Annotated in this window: 13 protein-coding genes; 5 read left to right on the top strand and 8 right to left on the bottom strand. The window is 68.9% G+C overall.

The window, feature by feature from the left end:
* Positions 1 to 109: 109 nt before the first annotated feature.
* From I2W78_RS12910 to I2W78_RS12940, 7 genes are all read right to left on the bottom strand, one after another.
* Complete coding sequence (locus I2W78_RS12910) at positions 110 to 1,258, bottom strand: ABC transporter ATP-binding protein (RefSeq protein WP_196459666.1); 1,149 nt, start codon at positions 1,256 to 1,258, stop codon at positions 110 to 112.
* The gene (locus I2W78_RS12915) at positions 1,251 to 2,309 is read right to left on the bottom strand and encodes an ABC transporter ATP-binding protein (protein WP_196459668.1); all 1,059 of its coding nucleotides are present in this window, start codon (positions 2,307 to 2,309) and stop codon (positions 1,251 to 1,253) included. The genes I2W78_RS12910 and I2W78_RS12915 overlap by 8 nt, the downstream gene beginning before the upstream one ends.
* Before the next feature lie 11 nt (positions 2,310 to 2,320).
* Positions 2,321 to 3,283: an ABC transporter permease gene (locus I2W78_RS12920; protein WP_196459670.1), complete on the bottom strand. Its 963-nt coding sequence runs from the start codon at positions 3,281 to 3,283 to the stop codon at positions 2,321 to 2,323.
* Positions 3,276 to 4,205 carry an ABC transporter permease gene (locus I2W78_RS12925; RefSeq protein ID WP_196459671.1) on the bottom strand — a complete coding sequence of 310 codons (930 nt, stop codon included), beginning with the start codon at positions 4,203 to 4,205 and terminating at the stop codon, positions 3,276 to 3,278. The genes I2W78_RS12920 and I2W78_RS12925 overlap by 8 nt, the downstream gene beginning before the upstream one ends.
* 132 nt (positions 4,206 to 4,337) lie before the next feature.
* Positions 4,338 to 5,951 carry a peptide ABC transporter substrate-binding protein gene (locus I2W78_RS12930; protein WP_196459672.1) on the bottom strand — a complete coding sequence of 538 codons (1,614 nt, stop codon included), beginning with the start codon at positions 5,949 to 5,951 and terminating at the stop codon, positions 4,338 to 4,340.
* 604 nt (positions 5,952 to 6,555) lie between these two features.
* Positions 6,556 to 8,472, bottom strand: a complete 1,917-nt coding sequence (typA, locus tag I2W78_RS12935; RefSeq protein ID WP_196459673.1) for a translational GTPase TypA — start codon at positions 8,470 to 8,472, stop codon at positions 6,556 to 6,558.
* A 244-nt stretch (positions 8,473 to 8,716) separates the two neighbouring features.
* Positions 8,717 to 10,852 (bottom strand): ABC transporter family substrate-binding protein, encoded by a 2,136-nt coding sequence (locus I2W78_RS12940; RefSeq protein WP_196459674.1) that lies wholly within the window; start codon positions 10,850 to 10,852, stop codon positions 8,717 to 8,719.
* 307 nt (positions 10,853 to 11,159) lie between these two features.
* On the opposite strand from I2W78_RS12940, the gene I2W78_RS12945 reads away from it, so the two are divergent.
* From I2W78_RS12945 to I2W78_RS12960, 4 genes are read left to right on the top strand one after another with little or no spacing between them, the layout of a single operon-like run.
* On the top strand, positions 11,160 to 11,450 hold the full coding sequence (locus I2W78_RS12945) for a hypothetical protein (protein ID WP_196459675.1): 291 nt from the start codon (positions 11,160 to 11,162) through the stop codon (positions 11,448 to 11,450).
* Between the two features lie 33 nt (positions 11,451 to 11,483).
* On the top strand, positions 11,484 to 12,317 hold the full coding sequence (locus I2W78_RS12950) for a hypothetical protein (protein ID WP_196459676.1): 834 nt from the start codon (positions 11,484 to 11,486) through the stop codon (positions 12,315 to 12,317).
* A 17-nt stretch (positions 12,318 to 12,334) separates the two neighbouring features.
* Positions 12,335 to 14,275 carry a fumarate reductase/succinate dehydrogenase flavoprotein subunit gene (locus I2W78_RS12955; RefSeq protein WP_196459678.1) on the top strand — a complete coding sequence of 647 codons (1,941 nt, stop codon included), beginning with the start codon at positions 12,335 to 12,337 and terminating at the stop codon, positions 14,273 to 14,275.
* The gene (locus I2W78_RS12960; protein ID WP_196459680.1) at positions 14,272 to 15,054 is read left to right on the top strand and encodes a succinate dehydrogenase/fumarate reductase iron-sulfur subunit; all 783 of its coding nucleotides are present in this window, start codon (positions 14,272 to 14,274) and stop codon (positions 15,052 to 15,054) included. The genes I2W78_RS12955 and I2W78_RS12960 overlap by 4 nt, the downstream gene beginning before the upstream one ends.
* Here I2W78_RS12960 and I2W78_RS12965 read toward each other — a convergent pair.
* Positions 15,043 to 15,870 carry a class I SAM-dependent methyltransferase gene (locus I2W78_RS12965; RefSeq protein ID WP_307783678.1) on the bottom strand — a complete coding sequence of 276 codons (828 nt, stop codon included), beginning with the start codon at positions 15,868 to 15,870 and terminating at the stop codon, positions 15,043 to 15,045. The genes I2W78_RS12960 and I2W78_RS12965 overlap by 12 nt on opposite strands.
* Before the next feature lie 179 nt (positions 15,871 to 16,049).
* On the opposite strand from I2W78_RS12965, the gene I2W78_RS41115 reads away from it, so the two are divergent.
* Positions 16,050 to 17,771, top strand: coding sequence for a hypothetical protein (locus tag I2W78_RS41115; protein ID WP_196459683.1), 1,722 nt, complete (start codon positions 16,050 to 16,052; stop codon positions 17,769 to 17,771).
* Positions 17,772 to 17,862 lie beyond the last annotated feature (91 nt).

The raw sequence follows: 17,862 nt of genomic DNA on the forward strand, positions 1-17,862 counted from the left end.
GCGTGCGGCCCTGTCCTGAAAACGCCGGTGACAACCGCGGTGAAATCAGCGGTGAAAACGCCGGTTCCCGGCACCTGGGTGAGGTGCCGGGAACCGGTGAAAGGGTCCGTCACGCCGCGTGGACGACGTCCTTCTCCTCGGCGAAGTGGCACGCCGACTCGTGTGCGGCCGGGGTGTCCGCGCCGCGCAGGCGCTCGGGGACCGCGAGGAGCGGGACTTCCTCGGCGCACTTGTCCTGGGCCTTCCAGCAGCGGGTGCGGAAGCGGCAGCCCGAGGGCGGGTTGGCCGGGGACGGCACGTCGCCGGTGAGGATGATCCGCTCGCGGTGCTCACGGGCCTCGGGGTCCGGCACCGGGACCGCCGACAGCAGCGCCTGGGTGTAGGGATGCGTCGGGTGGTCGTAGATCTGCTCGTCGGTGCCGATCTCGGCCATCTTGCCGAGGTACATGACCCCGACCCGGTCCGAGATGTGCCGGACGATCGACAGGTCGTGCGCGATGAAGATGTAGGAGAGGTTGAACTCGTCCTGGAGCTTCTCCATCAGGTTGATGACCTGCGCCTGGACGGACACGTCCAGCGCGGAGACCGGCTCGTCGCAGATGATGATCTCGGGGTTCAGGGCCAGGCCGCGGGCGATGCCGATGCGCTGGCGCTGACCGCCCGAGAACTGGTGCGGGTAGCGGTTGATGTACTCGGGGTTGAGGCCGACGACCTTCAGGAGCTCCTGGACCCTGCGGCGGCGGTCGCCCTTCGGGGCCACCTCGGGGTGGATCTCGAAGGTCTCCCCGATGATGTCGCCCACCGTCATACGGGGGTTGAGCGAGGTGTACGGGTCCTGGAACACCATCTGGATGTTCCGCCGGACCGCCTTCAGCGCACGCCCGGACAGCTTGGTGATGTCCTGGCCCTTGTAGAAGATCTCGCCCGCGGTGGCCTGCTCCAGCATCATCAGCAGCTTGGCGACCGTGGACTTGCCGCAGCCGGACTCGCCCACGATGCCCAGGGTCTCCCCCTGGTACAGGTCGAAGGAGATGCCGTCGACGGCCTTGACCGCGCCGACCTGGCGTTTGAACAGGATGCCCTGGGTGAGCGGGAAGTGCTTCACCAGGTTGCGGACCTGCAGGATCGGTTCGCCCCGCTCGGCCGGCGCCTCGATCGCGGCGACCGCCTCCGTCTCGGAGTGGGCGTCGACGACCTCGACCTCGGAGACGTTCGGCGTGGCGTCCTGCGGCTCGTCGGTCTTGCTGAGCTCAGCCATGGATCGTCTCCTTCCAGAAGTGGCAGGCCGAGCCGCGGCCGGCCAGCTCGCTGCCGTCCCGCTCGGCGACGGGGTGCAGGGCCGGGACGTCCGTACGGCAGATGTCCTGGGCCTGGGGGCAGCGCGGGTTGAAGGCGCAACCGGTCGGGATGCGCAGCAGGTTGGGCGGCAGACCCTTGATCGCGTACAGCTCCTGGCCCTTCTGGTCCAGGCGCGGGATCGAGTCCAGCAGGCCCTTGGTGTACGGGTGCGCGGGGCGCTTGTACAGCTCGTGGACCGGGGCGCGCTCCACGATGCGGCCCGCGTACATCACGGCGATCTTGTCCGCGACGTCGGCGACCACGCCGAGGTCGTGGGTGATCAGGATGAGGCCCATGTGGTACTCGCGCTGCAACTCCGCGAGCAGGTCCATGACCTGGGCCTGGACGGTCACGTCGAGGGCCGTGGTGGGCTCGTCGGCGATGATCAGGTCCGGCTCCAGGGCGAGCGCCATCGCGATCATGATGCGCTGGCGCATACCGCCCGAGAACTGGTGCGGGTAGTCGTTCACCCGAGCCGCCGCGGCCGGGATCTTCACCCGGTCCATCAGCTCGATCGCCTTGGCCTTGGCGTCCTTCTTGGACATGCCCTGGTGGACGCGGAACATCTCGCCGAGCTGGTAGCCGACGGTCAGGACCGGGTTGAGCGAGGACAGCGCGTCCTGGAAGATCATCGCGATCTTGCGGCCGCGGATCTTCCGGCGCTCCTCGTTGGACATCTTCAGCATGTCCTGGCCGCGGAAGAGGATCTCCCCCTTGGGGATGCGGCCGGGCGGCATGTCGAGGATGCCCATGATCGCCTGCGCGGTCACGGACTTGCCGGAGCCGGACTCGCCGAGCACGGCGAGCGTCTCGCCCGCGGAGACGGAGTAGTTGACGCCGTTGACTGCCTTGGCGACGCCGTCACGGGTGTGGAACTCCACGTGCAGGTCGCGGACTTCGAGCAGCGGGCGGCCCGCGTCGGCCGCGCCGTCGGGCGTGGGACTCTCGGCCGTTTCATCGATGATGGTCACGTACGCCTCCCTCAGCGCAGCTTGGGGTCGAGGGCGTTGCGTACAGCATCGCCGAACATCAGGAACGAGAGCACCGTGATCGAGACCATCACCGACGGGATGATCAGGGTGTGGGGGGCGATACGGAGCTGCTCACGTCCTCGCGCCACGTCGCCGCCCCAGGACACGGCGGTGTCACCGAGACCCACGCCCAGGAAGGACAGGGTGGCCTCGGCCGCGATGTAGCCGCCGAGCGCGATGGTCGCGACGACGATGATGGGCGCGAGCGCGTTGGGCAGGATGTGCCGGATCAGGATCCGCGACGTCGACGCACCGAGGGCCTTGGCGGCCACCACGTAGTCCGCCTGCTTGATGGTGATCACGGCACCGCGAGCGACACGGGCGATCTGGGTCCAGCCGAGGAAGGCAAGAGCCAGGATGACGACCCAGACGGTGCGGTTGTCGAAGGAGTTGAGGACCACCAGGGCGCCGAGCAGGAACGGGATGCCGAGGAAGATGTCGGTCAGCCGCGAGAGCAGGGTGTCGGTCCAGCCGCCGAAGTAGCCGGCGATCATGCCGATGACCGTGCCGATGATGGTGACGGCGACGGTGACGCCCACGCCGACGCTGATCGAGGCGCGGGCACCGTAGACGACCCGTGCGTAGATCGAACGGCCCTGGACGTCGTAACCGAGCCAGTCCGGGGCGAAGACATGGCCCCAGTTCGGCGCGCCCAGATAGTGGTTGGCCAGATCGGCGTCGCGCGGCGAGGCGCTGGTGAACAGTCCCGGCCAGACCGACATCACCAGCAGGAACACGATCAGCACGGCCGAGATCAGGAACAGCGGGTTGCGCCGCAGGTCGTGCCAGGCGTCGGACCACAGGCTGCGCGCCTTGTCGGGAGCCGGGCCGGTGTCGGTCACGACGACGCCCGCGGTGCTCACGGTGTCACCGGGAAGCGCTTCGACCTGCTTCTCCACGGTCTTGTCAGGCATACCGGATCCTCGGGTCCAGGACCGCGTAAAGCAGGTCGACGATCAAGCTGGCGGCGAGGTAGATGAGCACCATCAGCGAGGCGATTCCCACGACCGTGGCGCCCTCACGCCGGCTGAGCGCCTCGTAGACCTCGATGCCGATACCCCGCACGTTGAAGATGCCCTCGGTCACGATGGCGCCGGTCATCAGGCTGCCGATCTCGATACCGAGGAAGGTGACCACGGGAATCAGCGAGTTGCGCATCAGGTGGACACCGACGATACGGCGGCGCGGCAGCCCCTTGGCCACGGCGGTGCGGATGTAGTCGGAGCGCAGGTTCTCCGCAATCGACGTGCGGGTCAACCGGGCGACGTAGGCGAGCGACAGCGACGCCAGCACGATGGCGGGAAGCGCGAGTTGGGAGAGGTTCGTCGAGTCGGTCACGGTGGGCGTGGTGACCGACCACTGGAACGCGAGCAGGTACTGCAGCAGGAAGCCCAGCACGAAGGACGGCATCGAGACGAGGACCAGCGTCAGCGTCAGCAGTCCGCGGTCCCGCAGCGTGTCGGGGCGCAGGCCGGCGACGACACCGAGGCCGATACCCACGAGCGTGACGAAGGTGAAGGCGAAGAGCGTCAGTCTGATCGTCACCGGGAACGCGTCGAGGATGATGTCCGCGATGGGCCGCTGACTGGCTATCTGAGTACCGAAGTCGCCCTGGAACAGCCCCATCATGTAGTTCAGGTACTGCTGCAGGAGCGGCTGATCGAGGCCGAGCTCCTTCTTGATGCCCGCTACCACCGTCGGGTCGTACGCCTGATCCCCCATCATCGCCCGGACGGGATCGCCGGGCAGGGCGTACATCATACAGAAGATGATCAAGGTTGACCCGATGAACACCGGGATCATCTGGAGCAGTCGCCGTGCGACATAGCGCCCCATAGGTGCCTCCGTGAGGGGTTAACGCAGGTGCGGGGGCCGCCTCCTGGTGAGGAGACGACCCCCATGCACCTCCCACCGCCACCTGAGCGGCGGCGGGTTTACGGCCGAGGGGGAAGGGGTCCGACGTCCCTCTTACTTGGTGGTGACGCCCCACACTTCGAGGTCACCGTGGAAGTCGACGTTGACGTTGTCGACGTTCTTACCGTGGCCGCCGTTGATGCGGTAGTACCAGAGCGGGATGGACGGCATGTACTCGACCAGCTTCTTCTCGACCTCCTGGAAGGCCTTCACCGACTCGTCGAGGGACTTGGCCTGGTCGGCCTTGTTCATCAGCTCGTCGACCTCCTTGTTGGAGAATCGACCGTTGTTGGCCTCGGCCGTGGTGTGGAAGAGCTCCTTCATGAAGTTGGCGTTGACCGGGTAGTCGGCGACCCAGCCACCGCGGTACATGCCCTTCACCTGGTCGTTGTCACGGGCCTCCAGGTCCGTGGGGAAGTCCGGCTTGGGGTCACCGACGCAGTCGACGCCGGTGGCCTTGCGGATGGACTCGCAGACCGCGGTCACCCACTCCTTGTGCCCACCGTCGGTGTTGTACTGGATGGTGAACTTGTTGCCCGGGACGCCGCCACCCTCCTGGACGAGCTGCTTCGCCTTCGCCGGGTTGTACGTGAACACGTCGGTGTCCAGGTTCTGGTAGCCCTTGACGCCCGGCGGGGTGAAGCCCTTGGCCGGCGTGCGGGTGTTGTTCAGAACCGTCTTGGTGATGGTGTCACGGTCGATCGCCATCGACAGACCCTGCAGGACCTTCGGGTCGATGTCCTTGAAGGTCTTGGAGTAGAACGCCGGGGTCAGCGACTGGATGGCCGCGTACGGCTGCTCGATGGCGCCGTCACCCAGGTCCTGCTTGTACTTCGGCAGGTCCGTCGGGCCGACCTGGCGGATCATGTCCAGGTTGCCGGAGACGACGTCCTTGTAGGCGGCCTCGACCGTCGTGTAGTTCTTGAACTGGACGCCCTTGTTCTTCGCCTTGTTCGGGCCCAGGTACTCGTCCCAGGCCTTGACCTGGATGAGCTTCTTGTGGTCCCACTTCTCGAACGTGTAGGGACCGTTGCCGATCGGCTTCTGACCGAAGGCCTTCGGGTCGTCGTAGAAGACCTCGGGCAGCGGGGCCCACGTGGCGTAGCCGAGCTTGTAGTTGAAGTACGGCATCGTGTACTTCAGCTCGATGGTGAAGGTGTGGTCGTCCACGGCCTTCAGACCGGACATGGCCTCGGCCTTCGGCTCACCCTTCTCCGGGTGGACGTCCTCGTAACCCTTGATGTCCTGGAACCAGAAGGAGTTCTGCTGGTTGTTCTTGATGTTGGCGTACCAGTTCCAGGCGTCGATGTACGACTTGGAGGTGACTTCTTCGCCGTTGTGGAACTTCCAGCCCTTCTTGAGCTTGACCGTCCACGTCTTCGAGTCGTCGGACGTGACCGACTCGGCGTTCGTGTAGACGATGTCACCCTTGGCGTCGAAGTCCAGCAGCTGGGTGAAGAGGGACTGGATGACGTACGAGCCGTTGGCCTCGTTGGTGTCAGCCGGGATCAGCGGCTTCTGCGGCTCGCCGACGTCGATCGAGACGTACCCGGCAGGTCCGGAACCCTTGCTCTCACCCTCACCACCACCGCCGCCGCCGCAGGCAGTGGCGGCCAGGGCGACGACTATCGCACCCGCGACCCACTTGGCGCTCTTGGCACCGCGCATGGGTTCCTCCTATGAAGTCATTGGTTCACCGCAAAGAGAGCACAGGACAAATCACCGCCACGGCCCGTCGTCCGGTAGCGGAAATCGTCAGGTGCCCCCGCGCTCGTGAGGGTCGGCGCCCCGTCGGCGAGTGACCCGTTCATCCGAGCTCTACGCGCCTAACTATCGGCCAAACACTGGGAGCGAACCACACTCTCGAGGTCTCGGTTCGATCACAGCTCGCGCCTACTTCTTCCAAAATCCGGACAAAGGGTTTGGTGAAAGATCCCTGCGAAACGGACTTGTTACACATCTATCGGAGGCGAGCGTCCGCATTCCGGACGAGAGGGTGAGATAATCGGTTGCGCGCGCCATAGCTCCCGTGCAGGGCGCCACCGACGACCGTCGCGCGGTCAAGAAGCCTGCGCGGCAAGGCCGTTGCGCGAGCCCCGGGACCGGGGCGGCGCGGCACTTCCGCAGCAGGGTAGTGGGAACAGCGCGTTCCGGACGGCCGTCCCGGGCAAATCGAGGGTTTTCCCTACCCCTTTCCTCTGCGTTGTCCCCCCTTAACCAACAGCACCGCACACCCCGCGTGAGCGAGGTGCGCGGTGCTGTTCCAGGACCGTCAGCCGTGCTTGGCGCGGCTCGCGGCGCGGGCCCGCTCACGGGCGTCCAGGTTCACCTTGCGGATGCGCACCGCCTCCGGGGTGACCTCGACGCACTCGTCGTCGCGGCAGAACTCCAGGGACTGCTCCAGCGACAGCTTGCGCGGCGGGACGATCGACTCGGTCACATCGGCCGTGGAGGAGCGCATGTTGGTGAGCTTCTTCTCCTTGGTGATGTTGACGTCCATGTCGTCGGAGCGGGAGTTCTCGCCGACGATCATGCCCTCGTACACCTCGGTGCCCGGCTCCACGAAGAGCACGCCGCGCTCCTGGAGGTTCGTCATCGCGAAGGCGGTGACGGCACCGGCACGGTCCGCGACCAGAGAGCCGTTGTTGCGGGTCTGCAGGGCGCCGAACCAGGGCTCGAAGCCCTCGTGGATGGAGTGCCCGATGCCGGTGCCGCGGGTCTGGGTGAGGAACTCGGTCCGGAAGCCGATGAGGCCGCGGGAGGGCACGACGAACTCCATGCGGACCCAGCCGGAGCCGTGGTTGGACATGTTGTCCATGCGGCCCTTGCGGACGCCCATGAGCTGCGTGACGGCGCCCATGTGCTCCTCGGGCACGTCGATCGTCATGCGCTCGACGGGCTCGTACGTCTTGCCGTCGACCTCCTTGGTGACGACCTGCGGCTTGCCGATGGTCAGCTCGAAGCCCTCGCGGCGCATCGTCTCGACCAGGATGGCCAGCGCGAGCTCGCCACGGCCCTGGACCTCCCAGGCGTCCGGCCGCTCGGTGTCGAGCACACGGAGGCTGACGTTACCGATCAGCTCGCGGTCGAGGCGGTCCTTGACCTGGCGGGCGGTGACCTTGCGGTCCTTGACCGCCGCCTTGGCGTCGGCGCCCTTGCCGGTGCCGCCGCGGCCGACCAGCGGGGAGGTGTTGGTGCCGATGACCATGGAGATCGCGGGCTCGTCGACCGTGATCAGCGGCAGCGCGACCGGGTTCTCCGGGTCGGCCAGGGTCTCGCCGATCATGATGTCCGGGATACCGGCGACGGCGCAGATGTCACCGGGGCCGGCCATCTCCGCCGGCTTGCGGGTGAGCGCCTCCGTCATCATCAGCTCGGAGATGCGCACGTTGCTGACGGACCCGTCGCGCTTCATCCAGGCGACCGTCTGGCCCTTGCGCAGCTCGCCCTGCTCGACGCGGAGCAGCGCGATACGGCCGAGGAAGTTGTCGGCGTCCAGGTTGGTGACGTGGGCCTGGAGCGGGGCGGCCTCGTCGTAGGTCGGGGCCGGGATGTGCTCCAGGATCGCGGAGAAGAACGGCTCCAGGCTGGTGGAGTCGGCCGGGACCGTGCCGTTGTCCGGCTTGGTCAGCGACGCGATGCCGTCACGGCCGCAGGCGTAGACGATCGGGAACTCGATCTGCTCCTCGTCGGCGTCCAGGTCGAGGAAGAGGTCGTAGGTCTCGTTGACGACCTCGTCGATCCGGGAGTCCGGGCGGTCCGTCTTGTTGATGCACAGGATGACCGGCAGGCGCTGCTGCAGGGCCTTGCGCAGCACGAAGCGGGTCTGCGGCAGCGGGCCCTCGGAGGCGTCCACGAGCAGCACGACACCGTCGACCATCGACAGGCCGCGCTCGACCTCACCGCCGAAGTCGGCGTGGCCGGGGGTGTCGATGATGTTGATGGTGATGACGTCCCCCCCGTCCTTCGGGTGGTACTTCACCGCCGTGTTCTTGGCGAGGATCGTGATGCCCTTCTCACGCTCCAGGTCGTTCGAGTCCATCATGCGGTCGTCGACGGAGTCGAGCTGGTGCGCGGCGAAGGCACCGGCCTGCTTGAGCATGGCGTCGACGATGGTCGTCTTGCCGTGGTCGACGTGGGCGACGATGGCGACGTTGCGGATGTCGTGACGTGTTGCGGACACGGCCATATTGCGGCGTACTCCCGGGATGGTGAGGACGGCTGCGCGTAGGACTGAGTTACGCGCGCCCTGCCGGGCTTGACACGCCACGGCCTCACCCCATGGTACGGGGCTGCGGTGGGTGGGGCTTGCGGGGATACGTCGGTGCAGGTGGGGGCCGGTTTGGGGGTGGGTGGCCGGGTCCTGCGCCGGTGTCGGGGGCCACGCGGCCCGGCGCTACCGGGTGGTGCCGCCCGTCGTGCGAGGCCCCCGGTCAGTCCCGGGCCGCCTGCGTCGTCTTCTTGGCCGTCTTCTTCAGGAAGCCCATGTCCTGGTAGACGGGTGTCTCGAAGCCGAAGGAGCCGGTGTTGGCGAGGTTCTTGCGCACGGCGGTGAGTTGCGGGCGCTGGTAGAGGGGGATGGAGCCGGCGGCGGCCCAGATGCGGGAGTCGGCCTTGCGGACCAGCTCGCGGGACTCCTCCTCGTCCAGCGTGGCGATGGCCTGGTCGAAGAGCTGGTCGACCTGGTCAGTGCCGACCCGCGTGTAGTTCTGCTCGACGGTCAGCGAGCCGTCGGCGGCCGGTACCGGCTTGGCGTAGATCGGCCGGGCGTCGGTCGCGGGGAACGCCGACGCGGGCCAGGAGTACAGCGCGAGATCGTATTCACCGTTGGCGATGTGATCCTTGAAGTAGCTCGCGTCGGAGACCTTCGTGGTCTCCGTGCGGATCCCCACCCGCTGCAACATGCGTGCGATGCGGTCCGCGACCCGGTGCAGCGTGTCCGACCCCGGCCCCGACGGCAGCACGAACCGCAGCGTGAGCGGCTTGCCGTCCTTGGCCAGCGTCCCGGCCGCGGCCCCCGGAGCGGCGGTTCCCTTGGGGGCGTACGCCCCTTGCGCCCCGCCCCCCTGCCCGGCGTGCTGCTTGCCGTCCTGCGCGAGATTCCGCGGGTCCGCCCGGTCGTCCTCGTGGTCACGTCCCTCGGGGTCCTCCCCCGCCTTCCCGTCCTCCCCCACGATGTACGTCCCGTCGTCCTCCCCCGCCGACTCCCCGGCCTTCGGTGACGTTGACTCCCCGGCTTCCGGCGACGCCGACTCCCCGGCTCCCGGCGACGCCGACTCCCCCTCGGCCCCCGCCGCCTTCTCCTCCTTCTTCTTCGGCTCCTTCAGCGGCCCGCCCCGCACCCACCCGGCGTCCGCGAGCAGCGCCTCCGCCTCCTTGGTGTCCTGCCCCCCGAGCGCCCCGCTGTTGTCGGCGTACGCGGCCTGTCCGGACAGCGCGAGGTGGCTGCCGACCGGCTGCGCGGGCAGCCCCAGCGGCTTGAGGACGGCCTCGGCCAGTTCCTTGCGGTCGAGGGCGCGGGCCACGGCCCGGCGGACCCGTTCGTCGGCGAGCGGGCCGTCGGCGCCGTTGAGGGCGAGCTGGGTGTAGGTCGGTTCCAGCGACTTGCGGACTTCGTAGCGGGCCAGCGCCCGCATGTCCTCGGCGCCCTCCGCCTTCGCGCCCTGGAGCGGCGTACCGGTCCCCTTGGGGCGTCCGGCGAGGTCGATGCGCTGGGCGGTGGCGGCGTCGACGTCGGCGACGTCCACGGACCCGGCGGCCAGCGCCTCGGCCCGCTTCTCGCGCCCCACGGCCACCAGCACGATCTTGGAGAGCTTGGCCGGCTCCCCCCACCAGCGCTGACTGCGGACGAGGGTGACCTCGTCCTTCTTCTTGTCGACCTTCTGCACGGTGAACGGCCCCGCGGTGACCTTGAGCTTGGTGCGCGCGCCGTCGTTGAAGGCGTCGGGCGTGCCCATGACCTCCTTCGGGTACAGCGGCGTGAACAGCGACTTCCAGTCGGCGTAGGTCCGGCTGAAGGTGACCTTGACCTCCAGGTTGTTCTTGCCCCGCTCGATCCGCTCGATGCGGTCGTACCCGGCGTTGCGCGCGGTCCAGTAGGCGCTGTCCTTCCCGGACAGGGCCCGCCACTGGGCGGCGAAGTCGGCCGCGCCGATCTCCCGCCCGTCGCTCCAGACGGCCTGCTGGTTGAGCTTGTAGAGGACCACCTGGCGCGGCTCGGTCTCGACGACCTCGGCCGATTCCAGGTAGTCGGGGTTGATCTCCGGCCGCCCGTTGTCGTTCATCCGGTACATCGACGGCAGCACGGCCTGAGCGATCGTCGCGGTGGTCGCGTCGGCATCGGCCTGGAAGGTGTTCAGCGTCTCCGGTACGGAGTCCACGGCCCAGCGCAGGGTGCCGCCGTCGGCGACCCGCGCGCGGGCGGCCGGCGCGATGTCCTGACCGGCCAGCGGCTTGCCGGCCTCGTCGTCCGAGCCGCACCCGGCCAGAGCGGGCACCAGGAGCACACCCGCGGTGAGGAAGGCGACCGAGCGCATCACAGCACGCGGGCCGACGCCGTCGTGGGACATCTCTGCTTACCTCCGGGAGCCGCGGGGGTTACGATCACTTTTGGCGGTATATGGCGGTATATCGAGCTGATCAGATGTTTTCCGCTGTATGCGGCCACTGAAGAGGAAAGGGTTCGGCAACACCGGGCGACACGGCGACGACCGCCGGGAAGCCCACCCGGGCGGCGCAACGCACCACGGGATGCACCTATACGCCTCGGCCAATCGGTGCACGTCCCTTCCCAGCGACAGGTGTGACGCGCAACACTCGCAGGCGCATGACCGTTGCCACCCACGGCCACCAGGCCGACGGAAGTGAGGTCACGTCATGTCCGTGCACGATGAACTGACATTCATGCAGCGCAGCCTGGACGACCTGTCCCGGTCGCTGGGCCGCCTGGAGCAGCAGCTCGGCAGGGGCGGGCTCGACATACGCCGCGTCCGCACCGACTGCGAACACCTGCGCGAGAGCGTCGCGCTGCTCCGCGACGCGGCCAGCACACCGGCAGCGCAGCGGCGCCCGGAGCTCGTCACCATCCCCGACACGCCGTACGACAACAGCCTGTGGGTCGACACGGACGACGAGGGACTCGGCGCCCGCGACCGACACGCACCCTGACCGGCCCGAGTCCCGACCGACCGGAGTCATACCTTGGCCACTGGTACGGAACCCACAACCACAGATCCCCATCCCCCCGGCGGCGTACGGTCGGTCACCCGCGCCGCGATCGCCGCCCCGCATCTGCGGACCGACCGCTGGTGGCTGGCGCCCGCCACCACGGCCGCCGGGCTGCTCGCCTTCATCGTGTACTCGACCTGGCGGGCCTTCGCGAACGCCGACTACTACGCGGCCCCCTACGTCTCGCCGTTCTACTCCCCCTGTCTGGCGGAGAACTGCGAGCCGATGAAGGCGGGGCCCAACTGGGAGATCTTCGGCAGCTGGTGGGGGATCTCCCCCGCGATCATCATCCTGATCTTCCCGCTCGGCTTCCGCCTGACCTGCTACTACTACCGCAAGGCCTACTACCGGGGCTTCTGGGCGTCCCCGCCGGCCTGCGCGGTGGCCGAGCCGCACAAGAAGTACACCGGTGAGACCCGCTTCCCGCTGGTCCTGCAGAACATCCACCGGTACTTCTTCTACGCCGCGATCCTCGTCGCCGGCATCCTGACGTACGACACCGTGCTCGCCTTCCGCGACGAGAACTACGAGTGGGGCCACATGGGCCTCGGCACCCTGGTGTTCCTCGTCAACATCGTGCTGATCTGGGCGTACACGATCTCCTGCCACTCCTGCCGGCACATCGTCGGCGGCAAGCTCAAGCACTTCTCCAAGCATCCGGTGCGCTACCGGATGTGGCAGTGGGCCGGGAAGTTCAACGCCCGTCACATGCTGCTCGCCTGGACGTCGTTGGTGAGCGTGGCGCTCGCCGACTTCTACGTCTATCTCGTCGCGTCCGGTGTCTTCGACGATCCGCGCTTCTTCTAGATGAGTGGGGCCTTGTGATGTCCGTGGTGGAGCGACAGGAGTGGGACGTCGTCGTGGTCGGCGCGGGCGGCGCCGGACTGCGTGCCGCCATCGAGGCCCGCGAACGCGGCGCCCGTACGGCCGTGATCTGCAAGTCGCTGTTCGGCAAGGCGCACACGGTGATGGCCGAGGGCGGTATCGCCGCCGCCATGGCCAACGCCAACCCGCACGACAACTGGCAGGTGCACTTCCGTGACACCCTGCGCGGCGGCAAGTTCCTCAACCAGTGGCGGATGGCCGAGCTGCACGCCCAGGAGGCCCCGGACCGGGTGTGGGAGCTGGAGACCTCGGGCGCCCTGTTCGACCGTACGAAGGACGGCCGGATCTCGCAGCGCAACTTCGGCGGCCACGAGTACCCGCGCCTCGCCCACGTCGGCGACCGCACCGGACTGGAGCTGATCCGCACCCTCCAGCAGAAGATCGTCGCCCTCCAGCAGGAGGACCACCGCGAGACCGGCGACTACGAGTCCCGGCTGAAGGTGTTCCAGGAGTGCACGGTCACGCGCGTCCTCAAGGACGGCTCCCTCGTGAGCGGTGTCTTCGCGTACGAGCGTGAATCCGGCCGTTTCTTCGTCCTGGAAGCCCCCGCCGTGGTGATCGCCACGGGTGGCATCGGCAAGTCCTTCAAGGTCACGTCGAACTCGTGGGAGTACACCGGCGACGGCCACGCGCTGGCGCTGCTGGCCGGGGCACCCCTGCTGAACATGGAGTTCGTGCAGTTCCACCCGACCGGCATGGTCTGGCCGCCCTCGGTGAAGGGCATCCTCGTCACGGAGTCCGTCCGCGGCGACGGCGGCGTGCTGCGCAACTCCGACGGCAAGCGGTTCATGTTCGACTACATCCCGGACGTCTTCAAGGAGAAGTACGCCGAGACCGAGGACGAGGCCGACCGCTGGTACGACGACCCGGACACCAACCGGCGTCCCCCCGAGCTGCTCCCCCGCGACGAGGTCGCCCGGGCCATCAACACCGAGGTCAAGGAGGGCCGGGGCTCCCCGCACGGCGGTGTGTTCCTGGACGTGTCGACGCGGATGCCCGCCGAGGTGATCAAGCGCCGGCTGCCGTCGATGTACCACCAGTTCAAGGAGCTGGCCGACGTCGACATCACCGCCGAGGCGATGGAGGTCGGGCCCACCTGCCACTACGTGATGGGCGGCATCGCCGTCGACTCCGACTCGGCGGCGGCGCGCGGGGTGCCGGGGCTGTACGCGGCCGGTGAGGTGGCCGGCGGTATGCACGGCTCCAACCGGCTCGGCGGGAACTCGCTGTCCGACCTGCTGGTGTTCGGGCGCCGGGCGGGACTGCACGCCGCCGAGTACGCGACCGGGACGGCGGCGGCCCGCCCCCGGGTGGACGACGCGCAGGTGGACTCGGCGGCGGCGGAGGCGCTGCGCCCCTTCTCCGCCGAGGCCGAGATCGAGGAGCCGGCCGGCGGCCCGCCCGAGAACCCGTACACCCTCCACCAGGAACTCCAGCAGACCATGAACGACCTGGTCGGCATCATCCGCCGCGAGGCGGAGATGAAGCAGGCCCTGGAGAAGCTGGCCGAGCTGCGGGTACGGGCCCGGCGCGCGGGCGTGGAGGGCCACCGCCAGTTCAACCCGGGCTGGCATCTCGCCCTGGACCTGCGCAACATGCTGCTGGTCAGCGAGTGCGTGGCGCGGGCCGCGCTGGAGCGCAACGAGTCGCGCGGCGGCCACACCCGCGAGGACCACCCGTCGATGGACCGCAGGTGGCGCCGTATCAACCTGCTCTGCGGGCTCACCGACCCCACGGGCGGCCTGGCGGCCACGGATCCGGACCGGGGCCAGATCACGCTCAGCCGCGAGACCACCGAACCCATCCGTCCCGACCTGCTCGCCCTGTTCGACAAGGAGGAGCTGGTCAAGTACCTCACCGAAGAGGAGCTGTACGAGTGAGCAGCTACGAGGCCCGCTTCAAGGTGTGGCGCGGGGACGCGGACGGGGGCGGCCTGGAGGACTTCAAGGTCGAGGTCAACGACGGCGAGGTGGTGCTGGACATCATCCACCGCCTCCAGGCCACCCAGACCCCCGACCTGGCCGTGCGCTGGAACTGCAAGGCGGGCAAGTGCGGTTCGTGCTCCGCCGAGATCAACGGGCGGCCCCGGCTGATGTGCATGACCCGGATGTCGGTGTTCGACCACGAGGAGACGATCACCGTCACTCCGCTGCGCGCCTTCCCGGTCGTACGCGATCTCGTCACGGACGTCGGCTTCAACTACGAGAAGGCGCGGGAGGTCCCGTCCTTCGTGCCGCCGGCCGGGCTCGGGCCCGGCGAGTACCGGATGATGCAGGAGGACGTGGACCGGTCACAGGAGTTCCGCAAGTGCATCGAGTGCTTCCTGTGCCAGGACACCTGCCATGTGGTCCGCGACCACGAGGAGAACAAGCAGGCGTTCGCGGGCCCCCGCTTCCTGATGCGGGTCGCCGAACTGGACATGCACCCGCTGGACGCGGCCGCCGAGTCCGGCCTGGACCGCAAACGCACCGCCCAGGACGAACACGGCCTCGGCTACTGCAACATCACCAAGTGCTGTACGGAGGTCTGCCCCGAGGGCATCAAGATCACGGACAACGCCCTGATCCCGCTGAAGGAGCGGGCCGTCGACCGCAAGTACGACCCACTGGTCTGGCTCGGCGACAAGATCCGCCGCCGGTCCGCCTCGTCAGGAGGCTGAGGCCTGCAGATACCCCGAGTGCGCGACCTGTCCGAGGAAGGTGAACCGGGTGTCGGAGGCCATGTGCTTCTCGAAGGCCTCACTGATGCCCGGCCACTTCGGGTGGCCGAAGTCGTCGAGTACGACGATCCCGCCGGGTGCGACGATCTCCTCGGCCCACTCCAGGTCCCTGGCCACGCCCTCGGCGGAGTGGTCGCCGTCGACGATCACGACGCCGTAGGCACGGTCGGAGACGGCGGCGCGCACCTCGGGGTCCTCGGAGAAGCCCTGCTGGATCCGGGTCGCGGCACCGGCGGTGCCCGCCAGCGCCAGATTGCTGCGCACGGCGGCCTCGCGCACCGGTGTGCCCGTCGCGTCCCCGCCCATGCTGGTGCCGGGCTGCAGCTGCTCACCGGCCAGCGGATCGACGATCGTCAGCCGCGGATCCCGCCCCGCCCGCTCCATCATCCTGATCAGAGCCGCGCCGAACATGCCGTACAGCGTGCCGATCTCCAGGATGTCGTCGTTCGGCGGGTCGAGCAGCGGTACGGCGGAGAGCTTGCCGCAGATGTTCATCGTGCCGCCCGCTATTCGCCCGACGCCCAGCGCCTCCATCGCGATGAGCAGCCGAAACGCCTGCGCGACGGCCCGTTCCGCGCCCTCGCCGTCCCCGGTGACCCGCTTCAACTCCTCGATCAGCCCGTCCAGATGGGACGCCGACGGCAACCGTGACACCCCCCGGCCGGTCCCGTCGAAGAACAGCTCCAGGGGCCGCTGACGGTTGCGCACCCGCGTCAGCTCCTGCTGCACGGCGCCGTAGGAGGTGCTTCCGAGCACGCGCCGGACCTCGCGCTCCACGCGCTGGTCGATCAGTGCGGCGCATGACGTCTGTCCGACGAACCGGTTACCCAGTAGCCCTCGTCCAGTGGACCGGACGTACGTGATGACCGTCGCGGTGTCGTCGAAGGGACGCACACCACTCGCGGAGCCGCATTCCTGCTCATACGCTCCGAAATGTGACGCCATCCTCGATACGCGGTCGGCCCCGGCGGGCGACCTCGCACATATCGGTGCGGGTCGCGCACGCGCTGCTCGGCGCGGTGGTCGCGGTCCTGTGGCTGGTGTGGCCCGAGCTGACCGCCTCGTCGAGCGGTGACCGCCCGGTCGCGCGCACCCCCGCCCCCGGTACGACGGCGCAGGACGTGGAGGAGACGCCCACCGCCGACCTCGTCCTCCCGCTCATCGCCCTGGGCACGGCGGCGGCGCTGGCCGCATACGGCTACATACGCCGGACCCGGCGGACCCGCACCCGTACGACACCCGGGGGCGTCCCGTCCGCCGCGCGCTCCCTCCCCTCGCCCTTGAGCGAACTCGACGAACAGGCACAGGCGTTGCTGATCGAGGCCGACGACTGCGTGCGCACCAGCCGTGAGGAACTCACCTTCGCCGAGGCCGCGTCGGGGCACGAGGCCATGGATCCCTTCGCGCGGGCGGTACGGGAGGCGGAGTGGGAGCTGTCGGCCGCGTTCGCCATGCGGCAGCGGTACGACGACGGGGTCCCGTTCGAGGCGTCCGCCCGGCGGCAGGCGCTCGCCGGGATCGTCGGGCGGTGCACGGAGGCCGGGCGGCGGCTGGACACGGAGGCGGCGGGGTTCGACGCGGCGCGGGGCCTGGAGCGGCGGATCGGGGCGGCGCTGGAGGTCGCGGAGGCGAGGTTCCGGGAAGTGGCGGGCCGTACGTCGGCCACGGAGGCGACCCTGGCGGATCTTGGCAGGCGGTACGCGTCCACGGCGGCGGCCCCGGTCGTCGGGTACGTCGAACAGGCCAAGGATCGCCTGGTGTTCACGACGGTCCATCTCAACCAGGCCCGTCAGTCCGCCGACCGGGGCGAACCCGACCGCGCCGCCGCCCATCTGCGCGCGGCCGAGGGCGCGGTCGATCAGGCCGCGATCTTCGTGACCGCCGTGGACCGCCTCGCCGGGGAGCTGTCGAGGGCGCGGACGCTGGTACCGGCGGCCCTCACGGGGGCGGAGGTGGAGATCGCGGGGGCGCGGGAACGGGCGGAAGGTGTCGCCGTCGACATCCCCGCCGGCGAGCTGCAGTCGCGCATCATGCACGCCGACGCGGTCCTGACCGCCGTACGGGAAACACTGACCAGCGGCCCGTACGACCCCCTCGACGCCCTGCGCCGAATCGTACGGGCCGTGGTGCCGGTCGCGACGGGCCGGGCCGGGGTGCTGCCGGTGGCCGGTGAGCTGGTCGCCCGGAGTGCGACGGCAACGGCGGCCGACTTCGTGGCGACGCATCGGGGGGTGGTGGGCGCGGAGGCCCGAACACGCTTGGCGGCAGCGCAACGGCTCATGCCCGAGGAGTCCCTCGGGACGGGACAACGGCTGACGCCCGAGGAGGCCTTGGCGGCGGGGCAACGGCTGCTCCTGCCCGAGGAGGCCCTCACGGCGGGGCAACGGCTCGCGCCCGAAGAGGCCCTCGGGACGAGGCAACGGCTCACGCCCGAGGAGGCCCTCGCGGCGGACTCCCTCGCCCGCACGGCCCTACATCTGGCGGAACAGGACGTCCGTATGCACGGCACACCCGTGCCAGCGGCGCCCCCACACTCAACCGGCTTCGGAGGAGCCGTCCTCGGGGGAATCGTGCTGGCCCAGGACTCAACGTCCGTTCAGATCAGCAGCTTTGGCGGCCGGCGGACACGCGCCCGCCGTAACTTCCCAGTCGCGTAAGACACTTCTCGCCCCGTCAGACCCAGCACTCCCCTTTTATATGATGATCTGCTAACGGAGAGTCGGTCCGATGACGCGCGGACGAGCGGGG

The organism is Streptomyces spinoverrucosus, assembly GCF_015712165.1.
Taxonomy (GTDB): Bacteria; Actinomycetota; Actinomycetes; order Streptomycetales; family Streptomycetaceae; genus Streptomyces; species Streptomyces spinoverrucosus_A.